11 protein-coding genes and 2 tRNA genes are annotated in these 12580 nt (G+C 69.1%); 3 read left to right on the top strand and 10 right to left on the bottom strand.

The genetic code is table 11. The features are described from left to right. Positions 1–1009 precede the first annotated feature (1009 nt). The 5 genes from AC3WSN_RS01835 to AC3WSN_RS01815 all read right to left on the bottom strand — a co-directional run bounded on the left by AC3WSN_RS01835 (position 1010) and on the right by AC3WSN_RS01815 (position 3303). Positions 1010–1195, bottom strand: a complete 186-nt coding sequence (locus AC3WSN_RS01835; protein ID WP_492535946.1) for a hypothetical protein — start codon at positions 1193–1195, stop codon at positions 1010–1012. Between the two features lie 110 nt (positions 1196–1305). After that, positions 1306–1716, bottom strand: a complete 411-nt coding sequence (locus AC3WSN_RS01830) for a 3TM-type holin (RefSeq protein WP_492535945.1) — start codon at positions 1714–1716, stop codon at positions 1306–1308. Between the two features lie 2 nt (positions 1717–1718). Continuing rightward, the gene (locus tag AC3WSN_RS01825) at positions 1719–2270 is read right to left on the bottom strand and encodes a lysozyme (RefSeq protein ID WP_492542984.1); all 552 of its coding nucleotides are present in this window, start codon (positions 2268–2270) and stop codon (positions 1719–1721) included. Then, positions 2191–2994, bottom strand: a complete 804-nt coding sequence (locus AC3WSN_RS01820) for a hypothetical protein (RefSeq protein ID WP_492535943.1) — start codon at positions 2992–2994, stop codon at positions 2191–2193. Before AC3WSN_RS01820 ends, AC3WSN_RS01825 begins: the two co-directional genes overlap by 80 nt. 233 nt (positions 2995–3227) lie before the next feature. After that, positions 3228–3303, bottom strand: a tRNA-Asn gene (locus tag AC3WSN_RS01815). Positions 3304–3580: 277 nt separating this feature from the next. Between AC3WSN_RS01815 and AC3WSN_RS01810 the strand changes: the two genes are divergently transcribed. Together AC3WSN_RS01810 and AC3WSN_RS01805 are read left to right on the top strand one after the other, a co-directional pair. After that, a complete protein-coding gene (locus tag AC3WSN_RS01810; RefSeq protein ID WP_492535941.1) occupies positions 3581–3832 on the top strand; it encodes a hypothetical protein in 252 nt (83 codons plus the stop codon). Between the two features lie 337 nt (positions 3833–4169). After that, positions 4170–5849, top strand: a complete 1680-nt coding sequence (locus AC3WSN_RS01805; protein WP_492535940.1) for a methyl-accepting chemotaxis protein — start codon at positions 4170–4172, stop codon at positions 5847–5849. A 47-nt stretch (positions 5850–5896) separates the two neighbouring features. On the opposite strand, the gene AC3WSN_RS01800 is transcribed toward AC3WSN_RS01805, so the two are convergent. The 3 genes from AC3WSN_RS01800 to rocF all read right to left on the bottom strand — a co-directional run bounded on the left by AC3WSN_RS01800 (position 5897) and on the right by rocF (position 7924). Beyond that, a tRNA-Cys gene (locus AC3WSN_RS01800) sits at positions 5897–5970 on the bottom strand. A gap of 116 nt (positions 5971–6086) precedes the next feature. Then, on the bottom strand, positions 6087–6956 hold the full coding sequence (locus tag AC3WSN_RS01795) for an urease accessory protein UreD (protein ID WP_492535938.1): 870 nt from the start codon (positions 6954–6956) through the stop codon (positions 6087–6089). Next, complete coding sequence (gene rocF / locus AC3WSN_RS01790; protein WP_492535937.1) at positions 6956–7924, bottom strand: arginase; 969 nt, start codon at positions 7922–7924, stop codon at positions 6956–6958. The genes AC3WSN_RS01795 and rocF overlap by 1 nt, the downstream gene beginning before the upstream one ends. A gap of 281 nt (positions 7925–8205) precedes the next feature. On the opposite strand from rocF, the gene AC3WSN_RS01785 reads away from it, so the two are divergent. Then, positions 8206–10362: a methyl-accepting chemotaxis protein gene (locus AC3WSN_RS01785; RefSeq protein ID WP_492535935.1), complete on the top strand. Its 2157-nt coding sequence runs from the start codon at positions 8206–8208 to the stop codon at positions 10360–10362. Positions 10363–10389: 27 nt separating this feature from the next. On the opposite strand, the gene AC3WSN_RS01780 is transcribed toward AC3WSN_RS01785, so the two are convergent. Together AC3WSN_RS01780 and AC3WSN_RS01775 are read right to left on the bottom strand one after the other, a co-directional pair. Next, positions 10390–11799 carry an ATP-binding protein gene (locus AC3WSN_RS01780; protein ID WP_492535933.1) on the bottom strand — a complete coding sequence of 470 codons (1410 nt, stop codon included), beginning with the start codon at positions 11797–11799 and terminating at the stop codon, positions 10390–10392. Beyond that, positions 11796–12515 (bottom strand): response regulator, encoded by a 720-nt coding sequence (locus AC3WSN_RS01775; protein ID WP_492535931.1) that lies wholly within the window; start codon positions 12513–12515, stop codon positions 11796–11798. Before AC3WSN_RS01775 ends, AC3WSN_RS01780 begins: the two co-directional genes overlap by 4 nt. Positions 12516–12580 lie beyond the last annotated feature (65 nt).

Raw genomic sequence — 12580 nt, 5'->3', positions numbered from 1 at the left:
TGACGGATCCGCCTTGGACCGGCCGCAGTGCTAAATTTAATCTACCTTCATATAAAACTTGCAGAAAATCTGGATATCATTGACTTTAGTCACGCCCTGAAACTACACGCAGGGGTACTTGGTGCCCAAGGGGCCACCCGGCGGCGCGAATTATCAATGTATAGAAGGCGTTATCCACTCTCGATAAGCAGTCGAAGTCTTGATTAAGGCTTCGTCGTAAAATTGGGGCGGAGACGCCCGGACAATAGGTATACTTGCATTTATTGCCGGGGCTGACACGATGAGAATTTTACATGTTCCGACAAATTTGAGAATAAAATCTGGCACTCGTCCTCCGCTCCCGGTTGTCGTTGCATCCGTTGTAGCTGCGGTGGCAATTTGGGTACCGATTTACTGGCGTGCGGGGCGCATGATCTGGTTCTGGTGAATTGCGCATCTTCATCAATCTTTGTCTTGATAGCCTAAATAAGCGCCGACCAGGTACCCGGATTGATGCGCAAGCAGGTAGGCGAATGTCAAAAGAAGCTCCACTATATCGAATTGAGACATAGTTGCAAAAAATATTATCGACGAAAAAAATATAAGCGAGGACGATAGGAGCAGAGCAAATACGTTGTGCCCTAGGCCGAGAAAAATTCCAGCACCGAATAATAAAGCTGCAACTATCATCTCGCTCGCCCATCCGCACCTGGATAGATAGCATTTTACGCTTCGGCACTTTGATCGACTGCCGGGTTGTCAGCCCTATCCGCGGTCTTCGTTCCTTTGATTTTTTTGGGCAAGAAGTTACGTTGTGGAAACCATAGGCTGGGTTATCGGGCAGTTAAATTATTCCGCGCGATTTAAAGCGACGTCTTGTTTTTGTGGCTGAGCCGTGGCCGGAGGGTCCCGTCGGATCGATTGGCCTGGCTCGCCGCCCCGCCAATCCGACCTTCGCCAGCACAGTCCCCTCGAAGGCCAGCAGCGCCGCCGAGGCCAACCCCCAACCGATCTTGCGCAGGTCGCGCACCTACCCGGCGACCTCGGCGAGTCCTTTCGCGGCCTCCGCCTTCGCCCCGTCCACCGCCTTGTCGATCCGCCGCTCAATCTCGTCGCGCGCCACGAACAGCTCGATGTCGCGCCGGTAGGCCACGCCCTCCAGCTTCTCGTCCACTCGGTCGAGCTTGCCGCCGAGCGCATCAGGCGCTCGATCCACTCTGGCAGATGGTCGGCCATGGATCCGCTCCTCCGCCCGTCGCCGGCGGCCCGCATCGCCCGGGCTCGGGCCGGGATCTCGTCCGTCACGGCGCAGGTCCCGTCGGGATCTCACCCCTTCGGCCCGACCACCTGCGGCACGATCTTGTCGACCGAGCGGCCCAGCATGTAGGCGCCGATGCCCACGGTGAGCAGCGACCACAGCTCCGCCGGCACGCCCTTGAGCGCGGCCACCACCTCGGCCTGAAGCCCGGTCAGCGGTGAGACCAGTCCGACCCAGGTGATCATCGCCAGCGCCCACAGCACGGTGATCGGCCGCGCGTTGCGGGCGAGCGGGCTCTCCGAGCCGGCGTCGGCCTTCATCACCTCGGCCATGGCCCGGCCGAGGTCGCCCTGCTGCTCGATCAGCGCCTTCTGCAGCTCCAGCTGCACCCGCAGGCGCTGGCCTTCGTCCGGCAGCACACGCGCGAGGATCGGACCGACGGCGCCGAGCAGCGCGGGCAGGATGGCGAGGAACCCCATGGTCAGGCACCCTTCTGCATGTTGAGGCGGATCGCGTCGCGCAGGCGCAGCCACCAGGCTTCCGGTTCGACGTGTGCCGCGCCCGTCATCGGCGCGAGCGGGTCGGGGCGCGGCGGCGCGGTCGGCGCCGGGTCGGCCGCCGCTTGCACCGGCCTGGGATCGCCCCGGCGGGCGTAGACCGCGCCGTAGGCCGGCAGCGCCGCCTGATCGCGCTCGGCCTGCCGACGCGTGAGGATCGCGGCCGGCCGGTCCCACAGAAGGAACGCCTCGACGGCCCGCGCCACGTCGCCGGCATTGGAGAGCCGCACGATGCTGGAATGCGCGAAGTTCGCTTCGCCGATGTTGAAGCAGAGCGAGCAGCACGCGTCGAAGAACGGCACCGGCTTGGCGAGCGCGGCGCGCACGGCCGCGACGTAGGGACCGAGATCGGCGGCGAACAGCGCGTCGGCCTCGGCCTGGGTCAGGCACAGGCCCTCACGGACGGCGGGCGGCCCGGCCGCGCTGGTGTGGCCCCCGATGGTCCAGACGCCGACGCTGTCCCGATAGGCGCGCAGCCGGCAGCCTTCGCGCGCGGCCAGCGCCGCCCGCCCGAGGGGTGGGAGATCCATGGCCGGGCCTCAGGTGGCAGGGGAATGGGATCGGCCTACGGGAACAGCCGAGTCGGGCCGCGCACCAGCGGTTTGAACGCGGCCGGCACTGCGACGCGGCGAAGCTGCCGCGCACGTCGACCCAGCGCGTGTCGGCGATCCAGCCGCTCGAACCGTCCGCGTTCTGGCCGAGGACGGGAATGCCCGCCCATCCGATCAGGGTGAGCCTCTGGAAGTAGCGCGACTGGCCGTTGACCGTGCGGTTCATGCGGTAGGCGGCGCGGTCGGCCGTGACGTCGTCGGCGAGCGGCTGGCTCCAGCCGCCGATGATGGTGGTGACATCCGTCTCGGTCCGCACGTCGCCGTTGCAGCGTACGAAGCGCGGGCGCTCGAGGTGCAGGCTCGTGGAAGAGGCCTGGACGGCGTCCACCGCGTAATCCGCGGTGTCGGCGAACGCGCAGCCCAGGATGTCGAGCAGGCCGTCGTCGATGTTCGGGTTGCCGACGCATGGGCCGTGCAGGCCGCCCTGGAAGTTGAGATCGCACAGCCGCAGCCGCAGCCGCGTGAAGCCGAACTTCCCCGGATCATTGGCAGGGCGCCCGTCGAGGATCGCGATGGTCGGCTGAACCACCTCGATCGGCGTGCGCAGGCTGTAGGGTGCACGTCCGCCGGCGTGCCGGGCCCGGCGCACGGCCTGCGCGCGCCGGGCAGCCGGGAGCGGCGCGACGGAGGCTGAGTTGAACGCTTGGTGCGGATTGGCCGAGGAAAGCCGCGAGCGCGCGACTTACGTCCGCGGCGCCAATCGAACGAAGCTCGCGGAGTGTATTGCCGATCGATGGACCGGCAACGCTATTGCCGCACCTCAGCACCCGGTGGGGGAGTGGGCACAGAAAAGCTTGAACGTTCAGGACGTTGCTGGAGTGATGGCTCCCCGAGCAGGACTCGAACCTGCGACAAGGCGATTAACAGTCGCCTGCTCTACCAACTGAGCTATCGGGGATCACGGTCGCGTCTGTACACACCGGGATCGCGGGGCGCAAGGCCCTCGGCGCGCAATCTGTGCATCGCTGAAGCCTGTCGGCCGACGTTATAGGATCAAGGTGCTCGCCTGCGGCGTGACGGCAACAGACGGCGTGACCGGCACCGAACGATCGCGCACCCCGCCCTGCGGTCGGGACCGGGCGACGGCGTTCCTGCGCCGCAGGTCATCCGAGCGTCATGACCCAGGCCTACGGGACCGGCCTCGCCGGTCGAGCCGGCTTCTGCGCGCTGCACCCATGCTGACCCATCGCTGCCTCGACCCTCAGGATCCGTACGGTGAACGAGAGGTTCGCGTTGCCTTCGAGTGGGTCGCCGACGGCCCACGGCTGATCGCAGCCTTCGACGATCTGCAGGCCGACATCCTGCCCGATCTGGTCGAGGCCCAGTGCGACGACCTGCGTCGCGAGATCGTAACGGCCGTGCCCGGCCCTGAGACACGTCCGATCCGGACGGCGGAGGCGAGAATCTCGCAAGCCTGCGAGCACTGACGGGCCATCCTCGGCCGGTCGCGTCCCCGAGCCTGCACCGCGTAATGTCGACGAGCCGAGCCCGCGCCGCGCTGGCAGGCGTTCCGGCGCGACTTGAACACGGTCGGTAAATCTGCGCCCGTGAGACTGCATAGGCGCGGTGATGACTGGCAAAGACCGAACGTAAGGTGCGCGCATTTCAGTTGTTCTGAAATATATCGCAATAGTTTTTGTTCGTGAGCAAGGTAACGATGAGAGAAAAATTATCGAATTTGCCGGCTATATTTAGATGTGCGTCATGTTCGGCGGCTGTATGTCTCGCCCGCTCCGGTTCTTCTGCGAACGTGGCCTCGGATCTATGCGCATTTCTCTGGGACTCAAGCTCTCGGCCGTCATCGGCCTGCTGGCCCTCGTGGCGGTCGGCATCTCGCTCTTCGCAATCCGCCAATCAGGCCGGGAGCAGGAGCGCGCCGCCGCCACCGACAAGATCTGGAACGCGGGGCTGCAGGCTGGGGCACTTGGGCAGGCCATCGAGCATGCCGTCGTGCAGGCGACTGCGCTCTACACCGCCGAGGACAAGACGGAGGCGCGGACGCGTCTCTCCGCGCTCCACGAGGCCCTGACGGTGGTGGAGCAGGTCCGCATACCTTTTCTCGAGGCCATGACGGACCAGCTGCCCGAGGACCGGCGTCGCCGGTTCGACCTGTTCGTCAAGGAGTTCGTCGCCTACCAGAACGACACGGCCGAGTTGGGACTGACCATTTCGCCGAAGGCGGCCCTCATTCAGGCCACGGACGAGGCGACGGTCAGGAACCGCGAGCACATGATCGCCGAGATCGCTGCGCTCGGGCGCGAGGTGCTCGGCCGCCTGAACGCGCGCCGCGCCGCCGACGCGGCCGACCGCAGCCAAGCGCGGATCACCCTCATCGTCGTGCCGGCGGCGGCCCTGGCGATCGGCCTGCTTGCCGCGATCGGGATCATCGTCACGCAGGTCCGGCGGCCCCTGCACCGATTGAAGGTCTGCATGACGGCCCTTGCGGCCGATGAGCTCGACCGGACGATTCCGTTCACGAGCCGCCGCGATGAGATCGGCGAGATGGCGGACGCCATCGCGGCGTTTCGGACGGCGCTCATCGAGAAGCGGCGTCTCGACCGGGAGGCGCAGGCGCGCCGCGACCGCGACCGGATCCGGGCGCAGGCCCTGGCCCAGGCGACGCGCGCGTTCGAGATCGAGACCCGTCGCGCCGTCTTGGACCTCGCTGGCTCCGCCGAGGCGATGCAGGCGGCGGCCGACACGCTCTCGGGGAATGCCGGCGCCATGGCGGTGCAGGCAACCGTTGTGGCCGGCGCGTCCAGCCAGACTGCCGGGATCGTCGACAGCATCGCCAGCGCGGCCGAGGAACTCTCGGCCTCCGCGCGGCAGATCGAGACCCGTGTCCGCCATACCAGCGAGATCGCCTCGACGGCCCGCTCCGACACGCAGGGCCTTGCACAGACGGTGTCGAGGCTCGCGCAGGCGGCCGAGGAGATCGGTGCCGTGGTCACGCTGATCCGCGATGTTGCCGGGCAGACCAACCTGCTGGCACTCAATGCCACGATCGAGGCAGCGCGGGCGGGCGCCGCCGGCCGCGGCTTCGCCGTCGTCGCCGCCGAGGTCAAAGCGCTTGCCGGCCAGACGGCGCGCGCCACGGACCGCATCACCGGGCAGGTGGAGTCCATCCAGAACGCTGCGGATCGAACAGCCAGCGCCATTGCGGCGATCGGCGAGACGATCGCCCGGATGAGCCTGATCGCCGCGGAGGTCGCGGACGCCACCGACCAGCAGGGCCATGCCAGCCAGGAGATCGCGCGGGCGATCTTCAACGCGGCCGAGGATGCCCGGAAGGTCTCCGAGAGCGTGGCGGGTGTGCGGGCGGCCGCCGCGTCCAACGAGGCTCAGGCCGGACAGGTCCGGGGCAGCGCGTCCCGGGTGAATGCCGGCACGCACAGCCTTCAGCAGGCGATCGAGACCTTCATGGCCCAGGTCCACGGCGCCTGACTGCGGTCAGGCCCCTGGAACGCGGCAAAGATCGATGAGGGGTAAGATGGAGGCCTCGCCCGGAATCGAACCGGGGTGCAAGGATTTGCAGTCCTCTGCGTAACCACTCCGCCACGAGGCCTTCTGAACGGCGCCGAAGCGCCGTGCGGAGCTGGGCGGTCAGCTCCGGGTGCGCGTCTCTAGCAGAGGTCGGCGGCCGCAGGCAACGGCTGCGACACGCGAAGATGCAGGATCGTGTCAGCTCTGCCAGACCCGGGGCATCGGCAGGCCACGGTAGCCGGCGAGGAAGCGTGCGATCAGGCCGCGCAGCGGCCCGACGGCGCTGGACAGGGCCCGGATGGCGAGATGCCCGTTCCAGGCGCTGGCCGCCGCCTCGATCCCGGGCGCGCCGACTTCGGCCAGCCGCGCACGCACCTCGTCCAGGCGCGTCTCGGCGCCGTCCGACACATCGAGCAGGGTCGCGCAGGCGCCCGCCCCGCCGCCGATCGCGGGCCGCGCCAGGAGCTCGCTGATCGGACCCTCCAGCACGAAGCTGTCGGCGTAGACCAGACGCCCGGCCCGGCGCACCCGCCAGGCATCGGCGAACAGTCCGTCCGCGATGCGCTCGCCCCGCGCGGCGCGACCGAACGCGACGATCTCCGCGGCGACCAGCGCGGCGCCCGGCGCGAGGTCGGCCTCGAAGCGGCGCCGCACGCGGGCGCGGTCGAAGAGGATGGTTTCCTGCGGCAGCCAAGCGAGCTTTGCGCCGGCGCCCAGGGAGACATGGTTCTCGATCCGGCTCACCGGTCCGTCCGAGCGGTAGATCTTCTCCGCGGCCGTGGTGGTCAGGACGAGATCGCCCCCCGCCGCGAGGTCAACGGCGATCGCGAAATGATCGCCGCACGCGACGCCGCCGGCCGTGTTGACCAGCACGGCCTCGAGCGCGCCGTTGCCGCGCGGGAAACGCAGCCGGGACGGGCCGGACTCCGCGAGGTCGATGATGCGCGTCGCCCCTCCCGGATGCGCCGGGCCGGCCTGCAGCCGGACATGTCCGTTCGAGCGCTGACGCATGGGCGCCGCGCGGTCCACCGCGCGCAGCGCTTCGGAATCCGGGACGCGGCCGTGCATCAGGCGTGCTCAGCGGTGTCGCCCGGCACCGCCTCGATCGGCAGGGTCGGCCGGTCGAGGATGCGCCTTCCGAACAGGCTGGCGACCAGCTCGACCAGTACCCGGGCACTGCGGCCGCGCTCATCCAGAAAGGGATTGAGCTCGACCACATCAAGCGAGCGCACGAGACCGGAATCGTGCAGCATCTCCATGATCAGATGCGCCTCGCGGAACGTCGCGCCGCCCGGAACTGTCGTGCCGACCCCCGGTGCGATGGACGGGTCGAGGAAATCGATGTCGAGGCTGACATGCAGATGCGCACCGAGGGCGGAAACCCCGTCGAGCACGCGCCGCAGCGGCGCGACCACGCCGAATTCGTCGATCGTGCGCATGTCGGTCACGCCGACGCGGCGGGCCGTGACCAGCGCGCGCTCGCCCGCATCGATCGAGCGCAGGCCGAACAGGTGGACGTGGCTCGGCGCGAGCGGCGGAGGCGCCGGCTCCGCGAACAGGCGCGGGAAGCCCGGCTCACCGCAGAGCGCGGCCAGCGGCATGCCGTGGACATTGCCGGAGGGCGAGGTCTCCGGCGTGTTGAAGTCGGCATGGGCATCGAGCCAGAGCACGAAGAGCAGACGGCCCTGCGATGCGCAGTGGCGCATGACGCCATCGATGGAGCCGAGCGAGAGGCTGTGGTCGCCGCCGATCGCCAGGGGAAGCGCACCGGCCTCGAGCGCGGCCAGGACCGCCCGGGACAGGGCGCGCGACCACGCGGTGACCGCGGCGAGACCTCGCGACTCCGCCGGCTCGTCGGGAACGACGTCGCCGTGATCCGTGACCGCATGGCCGAGGTCGGAAAGTGCACGGACCAAGCCGGCGGTGCGCAGGGCCGCCGGACCCATAAGGGCGCCGGGCTCGCTGGTCCCGACCTCGATCGGGACGCCTATCAGCGCGATGCGGCACGCTGGGTCGGAAGTGGCCTCGCTCGTCATCCGATCTCCATCGGCCGCACGAATTCAGCGGCGGCTCGTGTTTCGCCGCTGCTCTAGCAGGCCTCGGGCCGCGGTTCGATCACGGCAGCTGTCGGCTTCTTCGGCCGCCGTGAGGGTTACCGCGGCGGAACGCGCCCGGATGGCCGGCCTGCTTTCGGGCCCGCCGCATGAACAGCAGATCGGCGGGACCAGCCCGACCGGGCGCCGTTTACGCGCCCTTCACGAGCGTTGCTTCTATGTTTCCGCGCAATTCTACCCCTCCAGAACGTCCAGAGCCCATCATGACCATGCTTTCGCGGCTGAGCGCGCGCCTTCCGGCGATGACCGTCGGGCTGGCGCTTCTCAGTGCCACCGCGATGGGCGGTTTCAGCTGGTACACGGCCCGGTCCGGGCTGATGGATGCGGCGCACGAGCGCCTGCAACTGGCCGCGGCGGCGCGCCGGGACGGGATCGAGCTGGTCGCCGACCGGATGCAGGCCGACTTCCTGGCCGTCGCGGCCCATCCCCAGATCGTCTCCAACTTTCCCGACCTGATCGAGACCCTCGATCCGGCAAAGCCCGAGACCGCCGCCGTCATCGAGGCCTTCCGGGCGCCGCAGACGGTCGAGGCGCGAGTGGCGCTCGACGGCGCCGGGATGGCGTCGATGTACGGGCGCCGGCACGTCAAGGTGCAGGAGGTGGCCCGCAAGCTGATCACCCAGCCGGGCTACGCCGACCTCATGTTCCTCGATGAAGGCGGCCGGATCGCCTACACCACGACCAAAGGCGCCGATTTCGCCAAGCCGATCTCGGACGACACCCTGGCGAGGACCGCCCTCGCGCGTCTGGTCGAGCGCCTCAAATCGGCGGATTCAAACGCCGTGCTGTTCGAGGATTTCGCCGCCTACCCGGTGGATGGGACTCCGGCCGCGTTCATCGGGCGGGCCATGACCAAGCGGGCGAACGTCGCCATGGGAACGGCTCAGGCGGCGGAGCGGATCGGCTTCATCGTCATGCGGGTCACGCCGACCCTGTTCGATCAGACCCTGGCCAAGCGGACCGGTCTGGGCGAGACGGGGCAGATCCTCGCGGCCGGTGCCGACGGGCTCCTGCGCAGCAATCCGCCGCTCAATCCGACGGTGAAGGCCGGGAGCGGGCTCGCGCCGCTCGGGATCGCCGCCGAGCAGCTCAAGGCGGGCGGCAGCGTCGGTTTCACTGCCGCCGACGGGCCGCACATGGCGGCCGTCTCGCCGCTCACCGTTCTGGGCGCGCCCTGGACGGTCATCGCGGAGCAGTCGCAGGCCGAGGCGATCGACGCCGTGCGCGCGCTGTCGCGGACGTTGATCCTGACCGGCCTCTTCGTCCTGCTGGGCACGGCTGTCCTGGGCCTGCTGCTCGCGCGCTCGATCGTGGCGCCGTTGGGCGCCCTCACCCGCGCCCTGAAGGCGCTCGCCGACCGGCAGAGCCTCGCCGACGTGCCCGGCAGCAAGCGGCGCGACGAGATCGGCGACATCGCCCGCGCCGTCGTGACGATCCGGGACATGTCCCTGGAGGATGCCGCGCAGCAATTGCAGACCACGGAGGCGGCGCGCCTGCGCGAGGAGCAGAGCCGTCGCGCCATGCTGAAGGAACTCGCGGACGGCTTCGAGCAGTCGGTCGGCGGCATCGTGCAGGGCCTGACCGGCGCGGTGGCGGCTTTGCAGGACGCCTCCGGCACCATGCGGGTCGCGGTCGCCGGCACCTCGCAGCGCTCGACCAGCGTCGCCGGCGCGGCCCAGCAGACGTCCGACAACGTCAACGCCGTGGCGGCGGCCGCGGAGGAGCTCGGCGCGACCGTGCAGGAGATCGGCCGCCAAGTGGAGCAGGCCGCCGGCATGTCGGCCACCGCCGTCGGCGAGGCCCGCCGGGCCGAGCAGACGATGGCCGATCTCGCTGCCGCGGCGACGCGGATCGGCGACGTGGTCGGGATGGTCTCGACGATCGCCGGGCAGACGAACCTCCTGGCTCTGAATGCCACGATCGAGGCCGCGCGCGCCGGTGAGGCCGGTCGCGGCTTCGCGGTGGTCGCCGCCGAGGTCAAGGACCTCGCCACCCAGACGGCCCGGGCGACCGAGGAGATCGGCCGGCAGGTGGAGGCGATCCAGACCGTGGCGCGCGATGCGGCCGGCGCGATCCAGGGTGTTGCCGGCCAGATCGAGGCAATGAGCCACGTCTCGACCAGCATTGCGGCGGCGGTTGATCAGCAGGGTGTCACCACCCAGGACATCGTCCGCAGCATGGGACAGGCATCGACCGGCACCGGCGTGATGACGGCCGATATCGCGGAGGTCGCCCGGGTTGCCGGCGATGCGGGCCAGGCGGCGGCTTCCGTGGCCCAGGCCTCCGACGCCCTCGCGGCGCGCTCGGAGCAGCTTCGGGCCGAGGTTGCGCAGTTCCTGCGCAACGTGCGGGCGGCGTAGACGCGCCGGTCGCCGGGGCGGACGATCTCAGGCTGCCTCTGCCGGCATCGGCGCGGGCTTCTGCTCCCGCCGGCCGGCGAAGGTCTGGGCGGCCAGGGGCAGCTCGATCGCGGCGCAGAGGCCGCCCTCGCGCCGGTTCTCGAGGGTGAGCCGCCCGTTATGGGCCTCGACGATGGCCTGGACGATCGAGAGGCCCAGGCCGAAGCCGCTCGCCTCGTTGAGGTTGCGGGCCCGGTCGCCGCGCACGAACGGCTGGAGCATGGCCTCGCGCTCGGCCTCGGGTATGCCCGGGCCCTGATCGAGCACGCAGACGCGGACACCGCGCTCGGAGGCGTCCATGTGGACCTCGGCGCGGCCGCCGTACTTGATCGCGTTGTCCACGAGGTTGGTCACCGCGCGCTGCAATTCCTCCGGGCGGCCCTGGACCAGGACGTGCCGGCTGCGGCCGACGCTCACCGGCGCACCGAAATCCGAGAAATCGTCGCAGACGGTCTGAACCACCGAGGCGAGATCCACGAGGCTGTGGCTGCCGGTATCCCGGGTCTGGCCGTCGCGGACGAAGGACAGCGCGGTCTCAACCAGACCATTCATCTGGTCCAGGTCGCGCAGGGTGGCGGCCCGGGCGGTGTCGTCCTCGATGAACTCCGCCCGAAGGCGCAGCCGCGTGATCGGCGTGCGCAGGTCGTGGCTGATCGCCGCGAGCATCTGTGTCCGGTCATCGATCAGCCGGCGCACCCGCGAGCGCATCCGGTCGAGGGCCCGGGAGACCGCCAGCACCTCGCGGGGACCCGCTTCCGGCAGGGATACGTGATCGTCGCGGGTTCCGAACGCCTCGGCCGCGCCGGCCAGCCGCTTCAGCGGGGCCGTCAGGGCGCGGGTTGCCCAGACACTGAGCAGGGCCAGGGTCAGCGCCAGGAACACGACGGTGAAGATCAGAGCGCCCTGCTTGGGAGTCCGCAGCGGGTCATTGGGCAACGTCGCCTGGAGCATCGCCCCGGCGGAGGTGACGATGCCGATATGCAGCCGTGCCGGCGAGCGGTTCTGTTCCGGGTCTCCGCCCGACAGGTCCGTGATCGTCACAGGCCGCCCGGCGCCGTTGCGCAGGCGGTGGATGACAGGAAGGTCGGGAATCGGTTTCGCGCCGGGCAGCACTGTCCCGTCCCAGCTCTCGACACGGATCAGCGGCAGGCTGTGACCGCTGGCCAGGAGTGCGGGCCGGGCCGCCGGATCCACCGCATCGAGGAGCCGCGCCAGCGTGCCGAGGCGGCTCGCCGCCACGCCCGGCAGCTCGTCGGGATTCTGCGCCTCATGCAGCAGCAGGAACGCGACGGTCGCGACGACGTGCGCGACCGCGATGCCGGCGACCACTAGCAGCGCGATCTGGCCCGCGATGGTCGTCGGTCGCAACCGGAGGCGCAGGCGTCGCAGCGGGGTCATGAGCGCGTCACCTCGGGCGTGAACAGGTAGCCGCCCGAGCGGATCGTGCGAATGAACTCGGGATTGCGGGTGTCGCGCTCGATCTTCTGCCGGATGCGGGAGATCAGCACGTCGATGCTGCGCTCGAACGGACCTGCCGTGCGCCCCTGCGTGAGATCGAGAAGCTGATCACGGGACAGGACGCGACCCGGGCGCAGGCACAGCGCGTGGAGGAGGTCGAACTCGGCGCCCGTGATGGAGATTCGCGCACCCTCCGGTGAGAGCACCTGACGCAGGGAGACGTCGAGCGTCCAGCCGGAGAAATGCAGGCGCCGGCGCTCGTCCGTATCGGGCGCCTCGGCAGCGACCCGGCGCAGAATCGCCCGGATGCGGGCGAGCAATTCCCGCGGGTTGAACGGCTTGACGAGGTAATCGTCGGCCCCGAGTTCCAGTCCGAGGATCCGGTCCACATCCTCGGACTTCGCCGTGAGGATCAGGATCGGGATCTGCGAGGAGCCGCGCAGACGCTTGCACAGGCTCAGGCCATCCTCGCCCGGGAGCATCAGGTCCAGGACGACCAGATCGATGCGGGATTCCGCAAGGGCGCGGTCCATGTCGGTCCCGTCACCCGCGAGTGTGACGCGGCAATCGTTGCCCCGCAGATAGCGCGCGATCAGGGCCGAAATCTCCCGATCGTCCTCGACCACGAGGATGTGGGGTGTTGCCGGAGCAGTCATCGCGAAGGAGTCTGTGTGCGGTTCGGCCTGCATCATCAGGCTATTATGCGCCGATCCGATGACTA

The organism is Methylobacterium sp. FW102-HT35C08, assembly GCF_058790235.1.
The sequence above is the reverse complement of the archived record's forward strand: the minus strand, read 5'-3'. Positions and strand labels throughout refer to the sequence as shown.